This window comes from Algibacter luteus, assembly GCF_030344935.1.
Lineage (GTDB): Bacteria > Bacteroidota > Bacteroidia > Flavobacteriales > Flavobacteriaceae > Arenitalea > Arenitalea lutea.
Window position 1 is genome coordinate 2,652,205 of record NZ_CP128313.1, and the last position, 23,189, is coordinate 2,675,393.

Annotated in this window: 25 protein-coding genes; 22 read left to right on the forward strand and 3 right to left on the reverse strand. The window is 32.4% G+C overall.

Annotated features, from left to right (window positions below; genetic code table 11):
• Nucleotides 1-5: 5 nt before the first annotated feature.
• The 3 genes from O5O44_RS11050 to O5O44_RS11060 form a co-directional block, all read right to left on the reverse strand.
• A complete protein-coding gene (locus tag O5O44_RS11050; protein ID WP_289194411.1) occupies nucleotides 6-848 on the reverse strand; it encodes a universal stress protein in 843 nt (280 codons plus the stop codon).
• Between the two features lie 84 nt (nucleotides 849-932).
• On the reverse strand, nucleotides 933-1,988 hold the full coding sequence (locus O5O44_RS11055) for a response regulator (RefSeq protein ID WP_289194412.1): 1,056 nt from the start codon (nucleotides 1,986-1,988) through the stop codon (nucleotides 933-935).
• Between the two features lie 83 nt (nucleotides 1,989-2,071).
• A complete protein-coding gene (locus O5O44_RS11060) occupies nucleotides 2,072-3,319 on the reverse strand; it encodes a PAS domain-containing sensor histidine kinase (protein WP_289194413.1) in 1,248 nt (415 codons plus the stop codon).
• Between the two features lie 147 nt (nucleotides 3,320-3,466).
• On the opposite strand from O5O44_RS11060, the gene O5O44_RS11065 reads away from it, so the two are divergent.
• The 22 genes from O5O44_RS11065 to O5O44_RS11170 all read left to right on the forward strand — a co-directional run bounded on the left by O5O44_RS11065 (nucleotide 3,467) and on the right by O5O44_RS11170 (nucleotide 23,027).
• Nucleotides 3,467-3,868, forward strand: a complete 402-nt coding sequence (locus O5O44_RS11065; protein ID WP_019387596.1) for a hypothetical protein — start codon at nucleotides 3,467-3,469, stop codon at nucleotides 3,866-3,868.
• A gap of 2 nt (nucleotides 3,869-3,870) precedes the next feature.
• Complete coding sequence (gene trxA / locus O5O44_RS11070) at nucleotides 3,871-4,170, forward strand: thioredoxin (RefSeq protein ID WP_289194414.1); 300 nt, start codon at nucleotides 3,871-3,873, stop codon at nucleotides 4,168-4,170.
• Between the two features lie 81 nt (nucleotides 4,171-4,251).
• Nucleotides 4,252-4,872 carry a WG repeat-containing protein gene (locus O5O44_RS11075; RefSeq protein ID WP_289194415.1) on the forward strand — a complete coding sequence of 207 codons (621 nt, stop codon included), beginning with the start codon at nucleotides 4,252-4,254 and terminating at the stop codon, nucleotides 4,870-4,872.
• A 28-nt stretch (nucleotides 4,873-4,900) separates the two neighbouring features.
• Nucleotides 4,901-5,992 (forward strand): site-2 protease family protein, encoded by a 1,092-nt coding sequence (locus tag O5O44_RS11080; protein ID WP_289194416.1) that lies wholly within the window; start codon nucleotides 4,901-4,903, stop codon nucleotides 5,990-5,992.
• 9 nt (nucleotides 5,993-6,001) lie between these two features.
• Nucleotides 6,002-6,610: a CDP-alcohol phosphatidyltransferase family protein gene (locus O5O44_RS11085; protein ID WP_289194417.1), complete on the forward strand. Its 609-nt coding sequence runs from the start codon at nucleotides 6,002-6,004 to the stop codon at nucleotides 6,608-6,610.
• A gap of 123 nt (nucleotides 6,611-6,733) precedes the next feature.
• Complete coding sequence (locus tag O5O44_RS11090; protein ID WP_289194418.1) at nucleotides 6,734-7,186, forward strand: pyridoxamine 5'-phosphate oxidase family protein; 453 nt, start codon at nucleotides 6,734-6,736, stop codon at nucleotides 7,184-7,186.
• Nucleotides 7,187-7,253: 67 nt separating this feature from the next.
• Complete coding sequence (locus O5O44_RS11095; RefSeq protein ID WP_289194419.1) at nucleotides 7,254-8,336, forward strand: efflux RND transporter periplasmic adaptor subunit; 1,083 nt, start codon at nucleotides 7,254-7,256, stop codon at nucleotides 8,334-8,336.
• Nucleotides 8,336-9,598 carry an ABC transporter permease gene (locus O5O44_RS11100; protein WP_019387603.1) on the forward strand — a complete coding sequence of 421 codons (1,263 nt, stop codon included), beginning with the start codon at nucleotides 8,336-8,338 and terminating at the stop codon, nucleotides 9,596-9,598. The genes O5O44_RS11095 and O5O44_RS11100 overlap by 1 nt, the downstream gene beginning before the upstream one ends.
• A 2-nt stretch (nucleotides 9,599-9,600) precedes the next feature.
• Nucleotides 9,601-10,275 (forward strand): ABC transporter ATP-binding protein, encoded by a 675-nt coding sequence (locus O5O44_RS11105; RefSeq protein WP_289194420.1) that lies wholly within the window; start codon nucleotides 9,601-9,603, stop codon nucleotides 10,273-10,275.
• Nucleotides 10,276-10,397: 122 nt separating this feature from the next.
• A complete protein-coding gene (locus tag O5O44_RS11110; RefSeq protein ID WP_289194421.1) occupies nucleotides 10,398-11,291 on the forward strand; it encodes a DnaJ C-terminal domain-containing protein in 894 nt (297 codons plus the stop codon).
• Nucleotides 11,292-11,293: 2 nt separating this feature from the next.
• Complete coding sequence (locus O5O44_RS11115) at nucleotides 11,294-11,599, forward strand: chaperone modulator CbpM (protein ID WP_289194422.1); 306 nt, start codon at nucleotides 11,294-11,296, stop codon at nucleotides 11,597-11,599.
• Between the two features lie 96 nt (nucleotides 11,600-11,695).
• A complete protein-coding gene (locus O5O44_RS11120; protein WP_035106256.1) occupies nucleotides 11,696-11,971 on the forward strand; it encodes a zinc ribbon domain-containing protein in 276 nt (91 codons plus the stop codon).
• An 84-nt stretch (nucleotides 11,972-12,055) separates the two neighbouring features.
• The gene (locus tag O5O44_RS11125) at nucleotides 12,056-12,973 is read left to right on the forward strand and encodes a mechanosensitive ion channel family protein (RefSeq protein ID WP_289194423.1); all 918 of its coding nucleotides are present in this window, start codon (nucleotides 12,056-12,058) and stop codon (nucleotides 12,971-12,973) included.
• A 93-nt stretch (nucleotides 12,974-13,066) separates the two neighbouring features.
• On the forward strand, nucleotides 13,067-13,840 hold the full coding sequence (locus O5O44_RS11130) for a patatin-like phospholipase family protein (RefSeq protein WP_289194424.1): 774 nt from the start codon (nucleotides 13,067-13,069) through the stop codon (nucleotides 13,838-13,840).
• 146 nt (nucleotides 13,841-13,986) lie between these two features.
• On the forward strand, nucleotides 13,987-14,712 hold the full coding sequence (locus tag O5O44_RS11135) for a peroxiredoxin (RefSeq protein WP_289194425.1): 726 nt from the start codon (nucleotides 13,987-13,989) through the stop codon (nucleotides 14,710-14,712).
• 5 nt (nucleotides 14,713-14,717) lie between these two features.
• Entirely contained in the window at nucleotides 14,718-15,740 is a 1,023-nt protein-coding gene (locus tag O5O44_RS11140; RefSeq protein ID WP_289194426.1) for a Tll0287-like domain-containing protein, read from the forward strand.
• 162 nt (nucleotides 15,741-15,902) lie between these two features.
• Nucleotides 15,903-16,571 (forward strand): DUF2202 domain-containing protein, encoded by a 669-nt coding sequence (locus tag O5O44_RS11145; protein WP_289194427.1) that lies wholly within the window; start codon nucleotides 15,903-15,905, stop codon nucleotides 16,569-16,571.
• 204 nt (nucleotides 16,572-16,775) lie between these two features.
• Nucleotides 16,776-18,083: a TolC family protein gene (locus tag O5O44_RS11150; protein WP_289194428.1), complete on the forward strand. Its 1,308-nt coding sequence runs from the start codon at nucleotides 16,776-16,778 to the stop codon at nucleotides 18,081-18,083.
• Between the two features lie 8 nt (nucleotides 18,084-18,091).
• The gene (locus O5O44_RS11155) at nucleotides 18,092-19,168 is read left to right on the forward strand and encodes an efflux RND transporter periplasmic adaptor subunit (protein WP_289194429.1); all 1,077 of its coding nucleotides are present in this window, start codon (nucleotides 18,092-18,094) and stop codon (nucleotides 19,166-19,168) included.
• A gap of 108 nt (nucleotides 19,169-19,276) precedes the next feature.
• Entirely contained in the window at nucleotides 19,277-22,471 is a 3,195-nt protein-coding gene (locus tag O5O44_RS11160; RefSeq protein WP_289194430.1) for an efflux RND transporter permease subunit, read from the forward strand.
• A gap of 42 nt (nucleotides 22,472-22,513) precedes the next feature.
• Nucleotides 22,514-22,819 carry a hypothetical protein gene (locus O5O44_RS11165; RefSeq protein WP_019387616.1) on the forward strand — a complete coding sequence of 102 codons (306 nt, stop codon included), beginning with the start codon at nucleotides 22,514-22,516 and terminating at the stop codon, nucleotides 22,817-22,819.
• 19 nt (nucleotides 22,820-22,838) lie between these two features.
• Nucleotides 22,839-23,027, forward strand: a complete 189-nt coding sequence (locus O5O44_RS11170; RefSeq protein ID WP_026010044.1) for a YgaP family membrane protein — start codon at nucleotides 22,839-22,841, stop codon at nucleotides 23,025-23,027.
• Nucleotides 23,028-23,189: the final 162 nt, after the last annotated feature.

Sequence of the window (23,189 nt, forward strand, 5' to 3'; positions counted from 1 at the left end):
AGGTTTTATTCATGTAAAACTAAAAACGGGATATCTGTGTGATAGGTAATTTCTTCTACCAAGGGATGGAATAAAATACGTTGGAAATAGTTTAAGTTTTTTGCTACCATGACTATCAAATCGATATCTCTACTTTCTACAAAGCATTGAATGGCAGCTTCAATATCTTTGTTCGTTAAAAAATGAAAACTATGTTTATAATGATTAAAATAATCATCTAAATAGTCTTTATTTTTTTTCTGATCGGCATTAAGTACATAATCGCGTTTATTGATGTGTAATAATCTTATTGACGCATTAACTAATTCTAAAATGTCTTGAAATGGACGCAATAATTCAGAAGAATAAAATGCCGAAAAATCGGTTGGAAACGCTATTTCTTTAGGTTTAACAAATTTTGCATTTTCAGGAACTACTAAAGTTGTGCAATGTACTCTTGTGATAACACTAGCGGCATTGCTGCCAATAATAAGTTTTTTTAATCCTGTGGCGCCTTTTGTTCCTATAACAATCAAATCTATCTTTTTCTCTTCAACGTGTTTTCTGATAGATTCTATAAAAAAATTATAATCGGTAATTTTAAAAAATCGATGGTTGCCTTTAAGTGAAGAATCGCTAATGCGCTTTAGTAAATTATTAAGTTGAATTTTTGATGGCTTAATTAAAGTATCATCAATAATATCTTTGGTTAATGCATAACCAGCATCTTCTACAACATAACCACTAGTTACTGTATTAACATGTAATAAATAAAAATTACAAGACTGCCCCTCAAAAAAATTAAGGGCATATTCAATGGCATTCCATGAGTTACTAGAAAAATCTGTAGGAATTAAAATGTTTTTCATTACAATTTTACTTATTGTAACAAAAATAGATGCAAGATGTTGGTTAAAAAATGATATTGGTCATTTTGAATAGCGCACAAAAGTTTAATAAATCTGCTTGAGTTTGTTAAGATTTAAAACCTTAATATTTCTACCTTCAATTTCAATTAATCCATCATTCTTGAATTTAGACAATGTTCTTATAAAAGTTTCTGAAGCTACGCCTGCTACACTGGCTAAATCATTCCTCGATATCTTAATGGGGTCGTTTGGTTTTCTATTTATTTTTTCAGCAAACCTAATAATTGTAGCGGCGGTTTTTTTGTTAACCGAACTATAGGCCATTTGCAATAATTGTTCTTTGGTACTTGATAGATTTTCTGCTAATAACTCAATAAGTTCTAGTGAAACTTTATGGTTGTTTTCTAAAATATCATTCAAATCGGTTTTTGAAATCCCAATCAATTCAACATTATTAATAGCTGTTGCAGACTCTTGATACGCTATATTTTGAATAAAAGAGGTATAACCAAACAAGTCGTCTTCCTTGAATAAAGCTGTAATTAATTCTTTACCATCTTCATCAAATTTATGATTTTTAACAACCCCTTTTCTAACTAAATAAATGTAATTAGAGTTATCGCCTTCACTGTATATTAGATCGCCTTTTGCGTATTTAAATATCTTCCCGTTATCGTCTAAATAATTTTTTAAATCATTTAAAGTTTTTAATTCATCTTGAGAAGGTATCGAAGAATCTTCTGTATAATTAGCTCTTTCTTCTTTTAAAATAGCGGCTTTTGCAAGCCTACTTTCTATAGCACTAATTAATTCTGCTTCATTAAAAGGTTTTGTGATATAATCGTCTGCACCCAGATCCATCCCTTTCCTAACATCTTTACGCTCGGTTTTTGCTGATAAAAAGATAAATGGAATATATTTTGTTGTCTCGCTTTTTGAAAGACCTTGTAACACACCATAGCCATCTAATTCGGGCATCATAATATCGCAAACTATAATATCTGGTAGATTTTCTTTTGCAGTATTTAATCCAACGCTACCATTAGGCGCTGTTATAACTGAATAGTTAGACAATTCTAGAAGTTCGGCTGTATTTTCTCTTAAAACAGTATCATCTTCTATGAGTAATATTTTTTTCATCAGTTTTATTTCTTTTTATCGCTTTATCTCGTCAGATGTCCTTAATATAATTTTATCTCAACAAATTTCAAAATCACTTTAAATTAATTTAATAATGCTTTACTAGGCACTTTCAATGTAAACGTGGAACCTTTACCCTCTTTACTAACAAATGCAATTGAACCATTTAGGTTTTCTAAATGAGACTTTACAATATTTAATCCTATACCAGTACCTTGAGTAAGCAATGCGTTTCCTGCTCTAAAATAACGATTAAATATATTCTTTTGATCTTCAGCAGGAATGCCCATACCCTCATCTTTTACTATGATTGAAATTACTCCAGCCTTTTGGTTTACTTTTAAATCTATCGTACTGTTTTCAGGTGAATACTTTATGGCGTTATGGACTAAGTTTGACAAAGCTAACTCAATTATTTTTTCATCCTGAAAAAGTGAAATATCATCAACATTGTCTGGGTAGTTTATTTGTTGGCCTTCTTTTAACAACATATTGCTATTGTATACCACCTCATTCACCACTTTACTGAGCTTAAATTCGCTAAAATTATAAGTTACTTTACCAGTTTCTAACTTTTCAACCGATAGAAAATCGTTTAGAATATTATTTAAATAATGTACTTTGTCTGTTATGGTCTTAATATGCTTATCTCGCTTCTCTTGTTGCTCTGTTAATTGATATTTTGCAAGTAACATAGTTGAAGTTAAAATTCCACTTAACGGTGTTTTAAACTCGTGTGAAACCAGCGATAAAAATTTTGTTTTTAACTCATTAAGTTCTATTTCCTTTTTTAAAGCTTTTTTAGTTTCCTCTTCAGCTTCAACACGTTTACTATTTTCAACTTCAAGCTCTCTATTAGCAGCTTTTAGCTCATTTAATGCTTGTTTTAAGGCCTCAGTTCTATTCGCTACTTTTTCCTCTAATCTAGAATTTAATTCAACAATTTGAATTTCTTGTTTTTTACGTTCAGAGATATCAATAATGATTGCCATCACATAGGTGTTGCCAAAAATTTCGAATGGGTTTAGGCCTATTTCTATTGGAAAGTTTGTACCATCTTTACGCACACCATAAAGGTCGCGCCCCTTCCCCATTTGCCGTTTTTCATGCTTTTGCATAAACTTATTAAAATGACCGCCATGGTTTGCATGGTATCTTTGAGGAATTAAAACTTGTAGTGGCTGACCTATAAGTTCTTTGTTTGAATAACCAAAAATCGTTTCTAAAGCGGAATTAGTTTCCATAATGCTTTGATTTTTATCTACCACCAAAACGCCTTCTGAAATGGCCCCGAGGAGGGTGTTAAAAATCTCTTGGTCTTGTCCAAACATAAATTATAACTATCAAGGTATTAAATGAAGGTAAAAGTACGAATTTAAATCAAAATCTATGGATGTAAAACTGATTAATATCATAGCAAAAACCTCAATAAAATATTACTTTTAGAGTTAATCTTAATTGTAACACATTAATTACCAGTGGAAAGAAAAGATATAGACTTTTACCAAGTTTTAGGTAAACTTTTTTATGCCGTAGCTGCAACCGATAAGCGCGTAGTTGCAGAAGAAATTAATGCTTTTAAAAAATATTTAAAAACCAAATGGATAAAGGCTGAGGAGTTTAAAAACCACAATAATTATGAAGGCATTAAACAAATTTATTTAACTTTTGAAGCTTTAAACCAACAAGACTCTCCAGACCCAGAAACATACTTTGAAGCATTTATAAAATTTAAAAAAAATAACGAACATTTATTTAGTAAAAACTTAAAACAGCTTATTTCTAGCACAGCTCATGCCATTGCAAACAGTTATGCCCGTAAAAACAAATCGGAACTAATCATGTTAGCTCAACTAGATTTAGAATTAAAAAAAGAATAATTATGAAAAGTAGTTTTAATTCCATTTTAAAATCCAATCCCATTGTTTTAGTAGATTTTTTTGCAGATTGGTGTGGTCCCTGTAAAATGCTTGCGCCTATTTTAAAAGAAGTTAAGGAAGAACTTGGTGATACCGTAAAGATTGTAAAAATAGATGTAGATAAAAACGAAACTTTGTCTGCAAAATATCAAGTTCGTGGTGTACCAACGATGCTCCTTTTTAAAAATGGGAAACAGGTTTGGAGACAATCTGGTGTTTTACAAAAAAATGATATCGTTTCCATTATAAACACTCATATATAAAGCCCTCATTCATGATGAAAATCATTTCATAACACCTATAATCAAATTATATTTATAGGTGAACTATAAATATATTTTGTCATGAAAAATTCATTTTACATACACCTTTTTATTTTAATTCTGCCCTTTATTTGTTTTTCGCAAAGCATAAAAAATATTGACTTTGTTGCGCCTTTTCAAGATAGTTTAGCAGCTGTTAAAAAGGATAACCAATGGGGGTTTATTGATACGAAGGGTGATTTAGTTATAAAATTTAGAGACGATTTAACTGTTTCTAGTTTTGAAGAAGGCGATTACCCAGCTTTTTCCGAGAACAGATGCCAATTTACAGAAGAAATAGAAGGTATAAAGTACTTCGGTTTTATCGATAAATCTGGAAAAACAGTCATTAAACCACAGTTTTTAAATGCTTCTAATTTTAAAAACAAAATGGCCACTGTAATAAAAGTTAATACAGATACTATTGGATACAATAACATTTTAGGTAAACCTGTAGTTAAGCATGATTATTTTGAGGTTTTAATCAATACTGAAGGTAAAATTCTTGCTTATTTAACTCAAAAACCTAAACGTATTGTACTTTCAGCAGAGTTTGTTAAGAATGCACCCAAAATCACTTCAAAACTTTTAAACAGCAATTTAGTAGCTATCTGGAACGAGGACAAATCCTGGGATATTAACGAAGTAGTTTACATAGATTAAAACTGCTTTAAACTTAATTTAAAAGCTTATGAAAGCGAATTTAAATTTGGGCAACATTTCAAACATTAAAATCCAAATACATTGGACCTTCTTTTTCCTTATTGTATGGATTGTTTTTGAGGAATTAAACAGAGGTGGAACTACAGCAAGTGTATTGTTTAATATCGCCTTAGTTTTTGCTGTTTTTTGTTGCGTGGTTTTGCATGAATTAGGCCATGCTTTAACCGCAAAACGCTTCGGAATTGGCACCAAAAGCATAACGTTACTTCCCATTGGCGGAATTGCAAGTTTAGACAAAATCCCTGAAGACCCTAAACAAGAATTCTTAGTTGCCATTGCGGGCCCATTAGTGAATATTATTATTGCAATATTCTTATACTTTTTAATTCCTATTCAAGACTTTACAAACAAAAATTTAGGAGAAGCCTTAGAATATCTTTCAAACTTCTCACTTAAAAATTTCTTGTTATATCTGTTTATTGTAAATGTTGCCATGTTTGTTTTTAACCTAATTCCTGCCTTTCCTATGGATGGCGGGCGGGTGTTTAGAGCACTTTTAACACTGAAAATAAACCGAGTTAAAGCCACACAAATTGCCGCTAATGTTGGCCAATTCATAGCCGTTTTATTTTTGTTATTTGGATTATTGTTTAACCCCTTTTTAATATTCATAGCGCTTATTATCTTTTTAGGCGCTTATGGCGAAAACAAATATGTGCAAAGTATGATGTTACTTAAAAATCATACGGTAAACGAGGCTATGTTAAAAAACATTACCACATTACATCCTGAAAATACGGTTTCTGATGTGGTCGACATTCTTCTTTCAGGAAGTGAAACTAATTTTGTTGTGGTAAATAAAAATGGGGCTATTGAAGGGATTCTTTATCATGATGATATTATTAAAAATTCAAAAAACAGATCGGTACCTGTAAAAGAATTGATGACCAAATCATTTAAAACCATAAACTTTAATAGTGATTTACCAAGCGCTTATCGAGCCATTACAAGCGAAAAACGTCCATTTATTCCAGTGATGAATAACAACAAACTGGAAGGCGCCATAGATTTAAATAATTTAAATGAATTTATAATGCTTCGGGCTAAAATGGAGTATTAACAACAAAATATGCTAACATTTAAAAATTTCAATATCGCAGATTGGTTTTCATTTTACCGAATTTTAGCAGCACCATTATTAATAGCTTTAATTTGGTTTGATGAACGCCTAATTTTTACATGGTTTTTACTTGTTAGTTATTCTACCGACGCTATTGATGGTTTTTTAGCTAGAAAGCTTAAAATAACAAGCCCGAGAGGATCTCAGCTAGATTCGTTTGGAGATCAAATTACACTTATTATAGGTTTAGTTGGATTGTATGTTTTTGAATCCCATTTTATAAAAACCAACCTCACTTTAATACTTATTGCCTTAACGCCTTATATGGTTCAAATGTTTATTGCATATTATAAGTACGGAAAAGCCACTGCATTTCATACCTATCTCGCAAAACTATCGGCAGTTATGCAAAGTGTATTTATACTTTCATCGTTGTTTTTTTCTCCAAATTACACCTTGTTTTACATCATGATTATCATTGGTTTAGTAGAAACTATTGAAGAAATAGCCCTTATTTTTATGTACGATGTTTGGGCTGCAGATGTTAAAGGCATTTATTGGGCATTAAAAGATAAGCGTCGGTTTAAAAAAATAAAAAGACACCGCAAAAACAAATAGGTATGGTATAATCTTTTCATCATTTCTTTAAATCCTAAAATCTTCTTAAATGTTGATTACCCTGACAATTATCATATTTAATACTACCATAAAGTAGTAATATTAAGTATTAAAACAAAGGTGATGATACGTAACTTAAGCATAGAGGATTGTTTGGCTATAATTGAATCAAATTATATTGGTCATTTAGCCTATGTGTTTGGAGAAAATCCCATTGTAATCCCCATTACCTATTTTTATTCGAAAACCGAAAAATTTATTATTTGTTATTCTTCCGCAGGACAGAAAATAGATGCTATGAGAAAAAAAAACTTAGTCTCATTAAGTATTGATGAAATTGACTCGGTTAATCAATGGATATCTGTTCAAGTTGAAGGTGTTTACGAAGAGCTAGAAGGACCAGATGCCAAGTTCTATCTCCATGAGTTTACTCAAGGCATCATACAAATTATGGCAGATAAAGAACGAAAAAATGTAGAATTTATAAGTCAGTTTTCAAGCAAATTAGAAGCTGAAGGTATTCCTATTGTATTTAGAATTAATAATCTTGAAATTTCAGGAAAGCAAAGGCAGTAACTAAGTTTACTCCACAAAACCCTTGAATTAAACTTACTTTTATTTTGATAGTTTTAATTAGTAAACCATGAATAAATATCCTGTTTTTCTAATCGTTTTTATTTTAGTGACTTCTTGCTTAAAAAACTCAGATTATATATTTCCTGAAAAGAAAAATTTAACAGAATCGATTTATGCATCGGCAACTATTCAACCAGATAGCTTATACCAAGTATATGCTGCAGTTGGCGGTATTTTAGATGCTAATTTACTGGAAGAAGGCAGTCTGATTTCAAAAAACCAGCCACTCATTCAGATTATAAATAACACACCTAAATTAAATACACAAAACGCAAAATTAGCGTTAGATTTAGCCGAAGAAAACTATAATGGTAATGCCGCTATTTTAAGTAGTATAACAGATGAAATTAATGCGGCAGAACTTAAATTCATTAACGATTCTATTAATTACTTCAGACAAAAAAATCTATGGGATCAAAACATTGGTTCTAAGGTTATATTTGACACTAAAAAACTAAATTACCAACTGGCATTCAATAATCTGCAAACGCTAAAAAGTAAATACAGCAGAACCAAAAACGAACTAGAAACCACCCTAAAACAAGCCACAAACAACTATCAATCTTCATTAATTAACACCAAAGATTTTACTGTTAAAAGCAAAATTGATGGTAAAGTATATGCACTCTATAAAAACCCTGGTGAAATTATTTCAACCTTAGAACCTTTAGCAGCTATTGGAAGTGCCAAGACCTTCATTATTAAACTTCTAGTTGATGAAGTAGATATTGTAAAAATCAGTAAAAACCAAGAAGTGCTGTTAAGTTTAGACGCTTATAAAAACACGGTGTTTACCGGAAAAATATCAAAAATTCTTCCTAAAAAAGATGAACGTAACCAGACATTTACTGTTGAAGCTTATTTTGACAACCCTCCGAATGTACTATATCCAGGACTATCAGGAGAAGCCAACATTGTAATTTCGAATAAAAAAGACGTATTAACAATTCCTAAAGTATATGTAATTGAAGGTGATAAAATTAAAACGGATGAAGGTATAATTACTATACATACTGGTTTGCAAAATATGGAAATTGTTGAAGTTATTTCTGGAGTCTCCGAAAGCACCAGAATATATAAACCAGAATAATGACCAATTGGAACGTCATACTAAACATTGCAAAAACCCATTTGCTCACTAAAATAAAGCAAACGGCAACTGCGGCATTAGGTGTGACTTTTGGTATTGGTGCATACATCACTTTAGTGAGTTTTATGACAGGCTTGAATAGTATGCTTGACGATTTGATTCTAAACCAAACACCTCATATTCATATATATAACGAAATAGAACCTTCTAAAAAACAACCCGTTGCGACATACGATGCTTTTAAAAATAGTTTTAATGTGGTGCATTCAATCAAACCAAAGTTTAGTCAGAAAAAAATCCATAATGCACTTCCAATCATCAATTATTTGAAGAAAGATGAAAACGTTAAAGGCGCCATTCCGCAGATAAAATCGAGCATATTTTATATTGCTGGACCTATAGAACTTGGAGGTAATTTAACGGGAATCCAACCGCTCGATGAAGCTAAACTTTTCAATTTTAATGACTATGTGGTTGAAGGTTCAACACAAAAACTTCACAACACAGAAAATGGTATTTTACTAGGTGCTGGAGTTGCAAAAAAAATGTCACTAACGGTTGGAGACCGTGTACAAATAAGTACCATAAAAGGCGATATTTTTCCTCTTAAAATAGTTGGTATTTACCAAAGTGGAATTGCCGATATTGATGCCATTCAAAGTTTTGCAAATCTTAAAACGGTACAGCGTATATTAGGCGAAGCCGAAAATTACATTACAGATATAAATGTAAAACTTCACAACATAGATGTTGCATTACCTATGGCACAACAAATAGAACAACAGTTTAATTTAACAGCCATAGATATTAATACTGCTAATGCCCAATTTGAAACAGGAACTACCATAAGAAATCTTATTACCTATGCTGTTTCTGTAACCTTACTTATTGTAGCCGGTTTTGGTATTTATAACATTCTAAACATGCTTATTTATGAAAAAATGAACGATATCGCCATTTTAAAAGCAACAGGATTTTCTGGTAAAGACGTACAATATATTTTTATGAGTCAAGCAATTATCATTGGCTTAGTAGGAGGTCTCATAGGTTTACTCATTGGTTTAATATTTACTAACATAATAAACACCATCCCGTTTGAAACCGAGGCTCTACCAACCGTAGAAACGTATCCCATTAATTTTAATGGTTGGTTTTATATTATAGGCATCACATTTGCCATGATTTCAACATTTTTAGCAGGGTATTTGCCTTCTAAAAAAGCTAAAAAAATAGATCCTGTAACGATTATTAGAGGACAATAAACATGAGCACTGTACTTGAAGCAAAACATATTAACAAATACTTTAAAAAGCCTGTGCTTTTTCATGTACTCAAGGACATAAATTTTAAAATAAATAAAGGGGAATTCACTTCCATAATGGGAAAATCAGGTTGTGGTAAATCGACTTTGCTTTACATTCTTTCTACAATGGATACGGACTATGAAGGCGAATTATATTTAAACAATGAGCTAGTTACCAATAATACCAGAGACCAGCTTTCTTTTATAAGAAACAAACATATTGGTTTTGTTTTTCAATTTCATTATTTATTATCTGAGTTTTCTGTATTAGAAAATGTAATGCTTCCCGCAAAAAAATTAGGTGAAAAATCTTTTGAAGAAATAGAACACGATGCCATGCAAAAACTAAGTATTTTGCACATAGATCATTTGGGAAAAAAAAGAGCTTCTCGAATTTCTGGAGGCGAAAAACAACGAGTTGCTATAGCACGAGCCTTAATAAATAATCCGTCAATAATTATGGGCGACGAGCCTACAGGAAATCTGGATAGCCATAATTCTGATAATGTTTTTAATATTTTTAAACAGTTAAGTGACGAACAAGGACTCTCGTTACTCATTGTCACCCACGACGAAGATTTTGCAAAAAGAACCAACCGAATAATTACTATGGAAGACGGTAAAATCATTAGCTAAAAGGGCATGTTTTGCATTTTTTTGTTATGATTATTATCATTTTAATTGTATTTTTAAGATGCTACTTTTAGGTTGAAATTGTACACATCGCTTACACGAATGTCTATTTAATAATTTTAAAAATGGCTTTTATAGATTATTATAAAATATTAGGACTTAGCAAAAATGCTTCAGAGCAGGATATAAAAAAGGCATACAGAAAACTTGCTAGAAAATATCATCCAGATTTAAACCCAAACGATAAAGTCGCTGAAAAAAAATTTAAAGAAATTAACGAAGCCAATGAGGTACTCAGCAACCCCGAAAATCGTAAAAAATACGACCAATATGGTAAAGATTGGCAGCATGCCGAAGCTTTCGAAAATGCAAAAAAACAGCAGCAACAATATCGAAGCAGTGGTGGGAGCCAACAATATTCGGAGTCTTTTAACGAGAGTGATTTTTCAGATTTCTTCGAATCTATGTTTGGCGGCAGATCTTCCAGACAGCAAGGTCGAGGCGTAAAATTTAGAGGGCAAGATTTTAATGCCGAATTACAACTTAATTTAAGCGATGTTTATAAAACACACAAGCGCACACTCACGGTTAACAATAAAAACATTCGTATTACCATTCCTGCTGGTATAGAAAACGGACAGGTTATAAAAATTAAAGGACATGGCGGAAAAGGTGTTAATGGTGGTCCAAATGGCGATTTATACATAACCTTCACCATCATTAACAACACCAATTTTAAGCGCGATAAAAACAACCTGTATACCACGGTTAATTTAGATTTATACAAAGCCCTCTTGGGTGGTGATGTAACTATTGACACCTATGATGGTAAAGTAAAATTAAAGGTGAAACCAGAAACCCAAAACGGAACACAAGTGAAACTTAAAGGAAAAGGATTTCCTGTTTATAAAAAAGATAATGAGTTTGGAGATTTGTATATCACCTATAACATCACGCTACCAACCCGCTTAAGTAGTAAAGAAAAAGATTTATTTAATGAGTTAGCAAAATTAAGATAGTCATGGATTCAAAAGAGCTCATATCAATTCAGCAAATATGTACAAGTTATAATATTCCCGCATCGTTTATTGATGCCTTACAGACTTACGAATTGATAGAAATCACTATCACAGATAAATCTAAATTCGTGAAGAGTAATCAAATTAGAACTATTGAAAAACTTATTCGTTTTCATTATGAATTAGACATTAATCTTGAAGGCATTCATGCCATTTCAAATTTACTTAGCAAAGTTGAAAACCTACAAGATGAAATCAATATGCTTAGAAATAAATTGAATTTCTATCGAGAAAACGAGGGTTTTTAAACCAATAACTTATTGATTATTATCATTTTAAATTCCATTTTATATTCGTATCTTAATGAGATAATAAACTATTACAAAAACCTAATTCATAAAACTATGGAAACCATAAGAACAAGTAAATTTTGTCAGAGTTGTGGTATGCCCATGAAAAAAGATCCACAACATGGCGGCTTGAATAAAGACGGCACTAAAAGCGCTGATTATTGTAGCTATTGTTATGTAAATGGCGAATTCACCTTTAAAGGTAATGCTAAGGAAATGCAAGCTTTTTGTAAAGAAAAAATGATTGAACAAGGATCTTCAAAATTTCTAGCTTGGTTATTTACTAGAAGTATTCCTTGGTTATCCAGATGGCGCACCAAAGGCAAATAATCAGAATAATTTATTGAGTTTTATATCATTAACTCTTCATCTTATAAGAATACTTTACAAAATTTATTAAGCTTCCACAAGTCAATGACACAAATTGATATTATTAAACAATGGTTACAGGATTATCCCGTGGTTGCCAGTATTATAAAATACGTAATACTAGTTGCTGTTGTTTTATTACTTATTCAGTTTTTAAGACGCTTTCTAAGGAAAAATATAACCGAAACCACGGCACGTTATAAAACGCAAAAAGGTGTCGAAATTATTGGATATATTATTCTTATAATATTATCATTTTCATATTTCACGGGTAATATAAAAGACTTCACTTTAGCTATTGGTTTGTTTTCGGCAGGAGTTGCTTTTACACTGCAAGAACTCATTCTGAGCATCGCCGGATCTCTGTATATTTTCGTAGTTAAAGTCTATAAACCAGGAGATCGAATTGAAATTAACGGTATAAAAGGAGATGTTATTGATGTAGATAGTATTTACACCACCATGATGGAAATTGGCCAATGGGTAAGCAGTGATAATTACACCGGTAGAATTGTAAAACTTAGTAATGCTTTTGTGTTTAAAGGCCCTATTTACAACTATTCGCAAGACTTCCCTTTTATTTGGGACGAGTTTAATTTACCTATTAGATACGGATCGGATATTGATTTAGCCAAATCTATAGTTAAAGATATTGCTAGTAAAATACTTTCAGAATATACATCCAAATCTAAATTGCAATGGCAAGACGTAGTCAATAAATATTACATTGAAGATGCCATAATAGACCCTACATTAGCGATAAAATTAACCGATAATTGGATTGAATTTAATTTACGATACATAGTTGATTACAAAAAAAGAAGAATCACAAAAGATTTGTTAAACGATGCAATTAGAAAAGCGTTTGAAGCAACAAATAATAACGTAATTTTAGCTTCAACAACCATCGAGCTTATTAAAATTCCAGAATTAAAAGTAGATATTCAAAATGATTCAAATTAATTGACGTCTGCTTTTACGAAGACTTCAAATCAATTCGCTTAATTTTATTATTTTAAACGCATATTTAATATTCTTTATTTAAAAAAGACACAAATGAAACTGGGCTTAGTTTTATCTGGCGGTGGTATTAGAGGCGCTGCACACCTTGGTGCGATTAAAGCGCTTGAAGAGCATGGTATATCACCAAACTATATCGCTGGCACAAGTGCTGGCGCCATTGTAGGCGCTTTGTATGCCTATGGTTATAAATGGGATGATATCTTAACTTTTTTTAGTAAAACTCAAATCATAGACTTAAAAAAGTTCGCCATAAACAAACCTGGTTTTATCGATGCAGAAAAATTTTATTCTAGTTTTAAAACTTACTTAAAGCACGACGATTTTGGTAGTTTAAAAAAACATCTGAAAGTTACTGCTGCCAATATTTTAAATGGAAATCTTGAAGTTTTTGAAGCTGGTGAACTTATAAAACCTGTGATAGCTTCTTCGGCCATTCCTGGGCTTTTTTCACCTGTAAAAATTAACGATAATTACTATGTTGATGGTGGCGCACTAAATAATTTCCCTGTGGAATTACTTAAAGATACTTGCGACGTGATAATTGGTGTTTATGTTAATGGTTTTGTGCCAATAACTATTAATGAATTAAAATATTCACACAATGTTGTAGAACGCGCTTTTAAATTGAAACAGGTTAAAGAAGACCAATTGAAATTTAAAGATTGTGATTTAGTCATCTATCCTAAAGAACTCAGCAAATACGGCACCTTCGACAAAAAACACCTTCATGAAATATTCGCTATTGGGTATGAAGCAGCAATGAAAGTTTTAACCAACAACACTGATTTTAAAAATAAAATTTTCTAGAAATAACCTCCACCATTTAACAAAATTGCTACTATTTATTTTTTAATCTAAAACATAGGATGAAATTTACCTACGGTAACATTGGTTACAGAGTAAACGTCTAATATGATTTAAATTTGATATAGTTAATTTAATCCAAAGAAATCATGAATACCATTGAATCAGAAACAGAAGAACAAGTGTTCTCAATGCCCAGAATTGGCGATAAAGCACCCGAATTTAAAGCAGTAACCACTCAAGGTGAAATAAATTTCCCATCAGATTACAAAGGCGAATGGGCCATTCTTTTTAGTCACCCTGCAGATTTTACACCAGTATGCACCTCAGAATTTATGACGTTTGCACATTTAGAATCTAAATTCAAAAAAGCAAACTGTAACCTCATAGGATTATCTATTGATGGTATTTACAGCCATATTGCATGGTTAAGAACCATTAAGGATAAAATTAAATTTAAGGGCATGAAAAACATTGAAGTTAAGTTTCCTTTAATTGAAGACATTTCCATGCAAGTTGCTAAAAAATACGGCATGATACAACCCGGTGAAAGCATAACTCAAGCCGTAAGAGCCGTATTCTTTATCGATCCAAACGGCATCGTTCGAGCAATTATTTATTACCCGTTAAGCTTAGGTCGAAATTTCGATGAGATTTACCGAGCATTAATAGCAATGCAAACATCAGATAAATTTAATGTGGCGACTCCAGCAGATTGGAATCCTGGAGACGATGTTATCATTTCTCCTGCAGGGTCTTGTGGTGTAGCTGAAGAAAGAATGGCAGGTACCGATGATTTAGAATGTGAAGATTGGTTTTTCTGTACTAAAAAACTTGATAAAGATTTAGTTTTAAAAGAAGTATTAAAATCTTAAAAAATATGAAAAATACATTATCAGTATTAGCCATATTATTACTAGTATTTGGTTGTAATAATTCAAAGAACAAAAGTTACACTGCTGTTGAAAATCAAGTTGAAGCCAATCAGCATCCAGGTAAAAAGCTAATGGAAACGAATTGTTATATCTGCCATAGCCCAACTGGAAGTCATGACGATAGAATTGGGCCGCCAATGATTGCAATTAAAAGGCATTACATAAACGACGGAACTAATAAAGAAGAATTTATTGCCGATATGCAAGCTTGGATAAAAAATCCAAACGCGGATGATGCTAAAATGTTTGGTGCTGTAAAACGCTTTGGTGTGATGCCAAAACAAGTATATCCTGAAGAAACAATCAAACTAATTTCTGAATATATGTATGACTATGAAATTGATCAACCCGATTGGTTTGATGACCATTTTAATAAACAACGCGGTAAAAATCGAGGTCAAGGCATGGGAAATGGTATGAGAAACGGCATGGGAAAAAACTACGGTATAAATAATCCACAAAATGAATTGAATTATCAAGATTTACCATACGGCGAACGAGGTTTAAAATATGCATTGGCAACGAAAACCGTATTAGGTAAAAACTTAATGGGCACTATTCAAAAAAAAGGAACATTAGAGGCTTTATCCTTTTGTAACGAAAGGGCTTACCCCCTAACCGACAGTATGGCCCTTGTACACAATGCCAACATTAAGCGTGTTTCAGATAAACCCAGAAATAGTAACAATCAAGCAAATACAAAGGAAATAGCTTATATCAACACTTTCAAAAACAATATAAAAAATAGCGAAGAACCTAAACCCATTGTGGAAGAGATTAATACTAAGGTTCATGTATATTACCCAATTACAACTAATGCCATGTGCTTGCAATGTCATGGTAGCCCTAATAAGGATATTCAAAATACAACTTTGAAAAAGCTTTCTCTTTTATACCCAAAAGATAAAGCGATTGGATATGATGTTAATCAGGTAAGAGGTATTTGGAGTATAAGTTTTGATAAATAAAACGACTCTCAAATTCAATTTGGAAAGCATGATACTAAAATAAATCAACTTCATTTATAGTTAAAAAAAAAGTCTCATATCGATGCTTTTTATGTAACAAATGTAACGGAGCATTTCATTTTTATTGTTGAAATTTGAGTTATTATCTCATTACTAATAATCATGAAAAATATAAACCACTTTAAATTATTTATAATTTTTACTGTCTTTGCATCGGTCATGTTATTCATATCATGTAGTGAAGACCATAATAATGAAGAAGATTCTATTCCCATTTCAGAAGAAACAGTTGATGAAGAAACAAATACTGGAACAGATTTAAATCAAGCAGATTATGAAGCATTAGTTTTTATGCTAGAAGAAGAAAAGTTGGCAAGAGACACCTATGAATATCTAGGTAATATTTGGGCTTTAAATCAATTTTCTAATATAAAATTAAGCGAAGAAACGCATATTAATATTGTCGCCAATTTATTAGAGGTATACAAAATTGATTACAACTTATTACCCGCTGGTGAATTTCAAAATCAAAATCTTCAAGAATTATATAATCAATTTGCAATACAGGGCAAAATAGATTTAGCAAATGCCTTACAAATTGGAGCTACCATTGAAGATTTAGATATCGTAGATTTAGAAAACTTCATTAATGTAACAACAAACACAGCAATTATAGACGTTTTTGAAAATCTGCAATGCGGATCTAGAAATCATTTAAGAAGCTTTATTACTTCTATTGAAAAGTCTGGAGGGACTTATACGCCTCAATTTTTAACAGAAAACGAATATAACCTTATAATTAATAGTAGTCGTGAACAATGTAAATTGTAAATATATAATGGCGTGTTTATACTACTACTTAACGTATATAGAATACATGGAAACATGAGAAAAGTAAACTGATGTGATGGTCAGTTTTTTGGTTGGTTGATAAAAGGCATTTATAAGAAATTATAAGTGCCTTTTTACTAAGTAACCTTTGTTACTAACTGCGTTAATCTCCTGGTTTACTTTTGCACTATAAATTAACAATTAATGAAAAAACTCTTTTATATACCACTTTTGATTTTAGGATTGCATTCTTCTGTAAGAGCTCAAGAATTAATTCCTATATCTAAAACTGAAGTCAGAACCAAAGTTTTAGAAAACAATACAAGTATTAAGATTTCCAATGAAGAATTTAAACAAGCGCGTGCAGATTACAGACAAACTAACGCGGTTTTTTTACCAAATATTACAGCGAGTCATACAGCTATAGCAACAACAAATCCTTTAATGGCATTTGGTTCTAAATTAAATCAGGAAATTTTAACACAAAACGATTTCAATCCTGCTTTGTTAAATGATCCTTCTCAAATTGAAAATTTCGCAACTAAGCTAGAAATACAGCAACCTTTAATTAATCTAGACGGCATGTTTCAACGAAAAGCCGCTAAATCTAAAATGGAAGCCATGTCTTTAAAAACAGAGCGCACACAAGAGTACTTAGCGTTTGAAGTAGATAAAGCCTACATGCAGTTGCAATTAGCATACAAAGCGGTTGATGTTTTAGAAAAAGCCTTAGAAGCTGCCAATGCCAATAAAAAATTAGCTGATGATAGTTTTAAACAAGGCTATCTGCAACGTGCCGATGTGCTGAATGTTGAAGTACGTGTTAATGAGGTAAAAAACCAGTTGCAAATGGCAAAAAGCAACGTGCAAAATGCATCCAACTACTTATCGTTTTTAATGAATGATGAAAGTTTCGTTGTTTACGCACCAACAGATGAATTAACCGTATCTGCTTATACTTTGGAAGATAAAAAAGTTTCAGAAAATCGTTCAGATATTAAAGCTATGGAATTAGCATCACAAGCTTATGATGCCATGAATAAAGCCGATAAAATGGCTTTTTTACCAAGATTAAATGCCTTCGGTAGTTATGAGATGTATGACGATCAAATCTTTCAAGCCGATGCCAATGGCTATTTGTTTGGAGCACAATTAAGTTGGGATCTTTTTCAAGGTTCGAAACGTTTCGGAAAAGCGCAAAAGAGCAAAGCAGAATACGAAAAATCTAAGTTAGAATATGAGCAGTATGTGTCGCAAAGTCAATTAGAATTAAATAAAGCAAAACGTGCATTTTTAGATGCTGAGAACAAATTAAGACTTACTGAATTAGCTTTAGAACAATCAGATGAATCGTTACGAATACGAACAAACAGATTTAAAGAAGGTTTAGAAAAAACATCCGATTTGTTAATGGCAGAAACACAATATGCTCAAAAACAATTAGAATATTATCAAACCATTTTTGAATACAATTATACACAAGCGTATTTACAATTTTTAACTAAAGAATAATTTTTAAGATGAAAAAAACATATACAGCCATAACACTTTTGGTAACACTAATATTAGCAAGTTGTGGAAGCGAAGGCAAAAATAACGTTGCTGATAATTCACCAGCAATTACTGTTAAAGTAAACCAAGTGGAAGCAAATGGAAATAGTCCGTTTTTATCTACTAGTGGAAAAATACAAGCTAAAAATAGTGCCGATTTAAGCACTAGAATGATGGGATACGTTAATAAAGTACATGTAAATGTTGGAGACCAAGTGCGCAAAGGACAATTATTAGTTTCCATTAACAATGCCGATTTACAAGCTAAAAAAGCACAAGTCAATGCCGGAATTACCGAGGCTACAGCTGCTTTTAATAATGCACAAAAAGATTATAACCGTTTTAAAAACTTATTTGCAAGCAATAGTGCATCACAAAAAGAAATGGACGATATCACCGCCAATTTTGAAATGGCTAAAGCGCGTTTAGAAGCTGCAAACCAAATGAAAAATGAAATTAATGCACAATTTACATACAGCAATATTTCTGCTCCATTTAATGGAATTATTACTAGTAAAATTATAAAAGTTGGTGATATGGCAAATCCTGGAATGCCATTAATAAGCATAGAAACACCGGGGGTTTTTGAAGTGATAGCTATGGTACCAGAAACAGAAATTTCAAGCATTAAAACGGGAATAACCGTGGATGTTTTGGTGAAATCCATCAACAAATCTCTTAAAGGAAAAGTAACAGAAGTAAGTACTTCTGCAAAAAACACAGGAGGACAATATTTAGTAAAAATAGATTTAGACGAAACTGAAGCCAATATCTTATCGGGCATGTTTGCTACCGTACAATTTCCTGTAGCGAGAAAAGCAGCAACTGCAATGGTTTTAGTTCCGACAGAAGCTATTGTTAAAAACGGACAGTTATCTGGAATCTATACGGTAAGCCAAAGCAATACGGCCTTGTTACGTTGGTTGCGTTTAGGCAGAACGTTTGAGAACCAAGTAGAAGTCTTATCTGGATTAAATGCAGATGAAGCTTACATTGTTTCTGCCGAAGGAAAATTGTTTAATGGTGCTAAAATTTCAATTCAATAACTAAAAGGTTGCGTTAAGGATAGTAATGAAAATCCTTTTTTTGCTTCCATAAATGGCAAAAAAAGATTGTAATGGATAGCCTGTTTAAACGCCAAAAAAAATAAAATAATGAAAGAAGGAATCGCAGGTAAAATTGCCAAAATCTTTATACAATCGAAGTTAACAGTTTTGTTAATGATTGTGTTTATGGTAGTTGGTGTGTATAGTTCGTTTTTAATTCCGCGTGAAGAAGAGCCACAAATTGATGTACCTATGGCAGACATTTTTGTAGGTTATCCTGGTGCAAGTCCGACTGAGGTAGAATCGCGAGTTATTAAGCCTTTAGAACAACTCATTTCGAACATAAAAGGTGTGGAATATGTGTATTCTACGTCGATGAAAGAGCAAGGCATGGTGATTGTTCAGTTTTATGTAGGCGAAGATATTGAACGCAGTTTCGTGAAATTATATAACGAAATTAACAAGCACATGGATGAAATGCCTGCAGGTGTAACGTTTCCGTTGGTAAAAACTCGTGCCATTGACGACGTGCCTATGTTGGGTTTAACCTTGTGGAGCGAAAACTACGACGACTACCAATTAGGCCAAATGGCACAAGAGTTAGAGAGTGAAATTAAAAAGGTAAACGATGTGGCCATGACGCATAAAATTGGCGGGAGAAATCGCCAGTTACGTGTGGTTTTAGATAAAGATAAACTGGCAGCAAGTGGACTGGATTTCTTGATGGTTTCTGAAATGATTAACGCGAATAACAGTCAATTAAACTCAGGGAGTTTTGATAAGAATGACACCGAATTTTTAGTAAATACTGGTAAGTTTTTAGAAACGGTTACCGATGTAGAGAATTTGGTAGTGGGAGTGCAACAAAATCAGCCCATTTACTTAAAGCAAATTGCTACAATAATTGATGGACCAGAAGTACCGCAAAACTATGTAAGTTTAGGCTTTGGTAAAGGCAGTGAGAAAGCTTCGGAATATCAATCTGAATATCCTGCCGTAACCATTTCGGTAGCTAAAAGAAAAGGTGCCGATGCTATGAAAATTGCGGAAGTTATTATTGAGAAGATAGAACATTTACGCAGTAACTTAATTCCTGACGATGTTCATGTAGAAATTACTAGAAACTACGGTGAAACAGCATCTCATAAAGTATCAGAATTGCTCTTACACCTTATAGGTTCTATTATTGCCGTTACTATTGTGGTTATGCTAGCGATGGGTTGGCGCGGTGGTTTGGTGGTATTTTTATCCGTTCCAATCACGTTTGCTTTAACCTTGTTGAGTTACTATATGTTGGATTACACGCTAAACCGAATCACATTATTCGCTTTAGTATTCGTAACCGGAATTGTAGTGGATGACTCCATTATTATTGCCGAAAACATGCATAGACATTTTAAAATGAAACGTTTGCCTTTTAAACAAGCTGCTTTATATGCTATAAATGAAGTTGGTAACCCTACTATATTGGCAACCTTTACAGTAATAGCGTCTGTTCTACCTATGGCGTTTGTATCTGGATTAATGGGTCCTTATATGGCACCAATGCCCATTGGAGCGTCTATTGCCATGATATTATCCTTATTCGTGGCTTTAACAATAACCCCATATTTGGGTTATATTTTCTTGAGAGAAAAGGACAAAAAAGGCGTTGCAGAGAAGCCTGAAAAAGCAATTGAGAACACGGCTATTTATAGGATTTATAATAAGTTTGAAAGACCCCTATTAGAAAGCAAAACAAAGCGTTGGATGTTTTTAGGTGGAACATTCCTGTTACTTATGGGCACCATGGTTTTGTTTTTTACAAAATCGGTTGCGGTAAAAATGCTGCCTTTTGATAACAAAAATGAATTCCAAGTAGTCATAGATATGCCTGAAGGCACAACGCTAGAAAGAACTGGCGTTGTAGCTCAAGAAATTGCACAATATTTATCTACCCGACCAGAAGTGGTAAATTACCAGAACTACATTGGAACCTCGGCGCCAATTACTTTTAACGGACTGGTGCGTCATTATGATTTACGTGGCGGTAGTAATATGGCCGATATTCAAGTAAATTTATTGGACAAAAAAGAACGCTCAGTACAAAGTCATGATATTGCGAAGTTACTGCGACCAGATATTCAAAACATAGCTTCAAAATATAATGCGAACGTGAAGTTAGTTGAAGTACCACCAGGACCTCCAGTTTTATCAACGATAGTAGCTGAAGTTTATGGACCTGAGTATAACAAGCAAATTGAAATAGCCAATAGTATACAAGATATCTTGAAAAACACAGAAGATGTTGTGGATATCGATTGGATGGTAGAAGCAGATCAAACCGAATATCAATTCGAAATTAATAAAGAAAAAGCGATGTTATACGGAGTTGCGCCGCAGCAGATAGTTTATACGATGAATATGGCTTTGTCTAACAGAATTCTAACCAACTTATATGACGAAGATGCCGTTAATCAAGTTGGATTATTGTTGGCTTTAGATGAAAAAGAAAAATCTACAATTTCTGATATTTCCCAATTACAGGTGAAATCTAAACAAGGTAATATGGTGCCTATTGCAGACTTGGTAGCGATTTCAGAAACAAACACTGCAAAAAGCATTTACCGCAAAAACCAAAAACGAGTAGTCTATGTTATGGCCGATATGGCAGGTGAATTAGAGAGTCCCGCTTATGCAATTTTGGGGATGGAAGAAAAACTAAAAAAAATTCCATTACCAAAAGGCTACGAGATTAACGAAATGTATTTAGGCCAGCCAGATTTTGAAGATGATTACTCTGTAAAATGGGATGGTGAATGGCAAATAACTTTGGAGGTTTTTCGAGATTTAGGCATTGCCTTTTTAGGCGCTATTATTCTCATTTATATTTTAATTGTAGGATGGTTTCAAAATTTTAAAGCACCAATAGTTATGATGGTTGCCATACCGTTATCCTTAATCGGAATTATTCTAGGCCATTGGCTTATGGGCGCATTTTTTACGGCTACCTCATTTATTGGAATGATTGCTTTAGCAGGTATTATGGTGCGTAATTCGGTATTACTCATTGACTTTATCAACTTAAGAACTGCTGAAGGTGTTCCATTAAAACAAGCAGCAATTGAAGCTGGAGCAGTGCGTACAACACCCATTCTATTAACAGCAGGAACCGTTGTAATTGGCGCCTTTGTAATCTTATTTGACCCAATATTCCAAGGATTAGCTATTTCCTTAATGGGAGGAACTATCGTATCAACAGTTTTAACCTTGTTGGTTGTGCCACTTGTTTATTATATGATAGAAAAGAAAAATTATAAATAATTAGTTTCTGAAAATATTTCAGAATGACAAAAATTTAACACAATGAAATTAGTCATCGTAACAGCAGTAGAACAATTTCAGAAAGATGTCTTGAAATTGTTTAAAAAAGCAAATATTGAAAACTTTAGTAGTTCAGAAATTGATGGATACAAAAATGGAACCTCATTATTAATGGCCTCTAATTGGTTTTCAGGTGAAAAAGGAAGTAATGAATCGAGCTTGTTTTTTTCTTTTACAGAAGACGAAAACATTGACGCCTTATTCCATTTAATTAAAGAATTTAATACAAACTTAGAAACTAATAATCCCTTAAAAGCGATTGTAGTTCCTATTGAAAAATTTATATAATCTTAAAAAACGAAGTAAAATGTTAAATACATATTTTAGAGTTATTGTTGGTTTTATGGTGCTATTAAGCGTGGTACTGACCGTTTTTGTGCATCCAAATTGGATTTGGTTTACAGTATTTATTGGTGTAAATATGATGCAATCGGCGTTCACAAAATGGTGTTTATTAGAAACTATTTTAACTAAAGTTTTCAAAGTGAAAAATTAATTATTTCCTTTTTAATTAAATTACGTAATGAATAGAGAGGTGCTTATTTAGCACCTTTTTTTTATGAGTCATGTATTTAAAATGAATGCCATAAATCAGACTTTTAAACCGGCATTTTACATGACAAAAATCATTTCAGAAAACAATTTTGAACAGTAATTT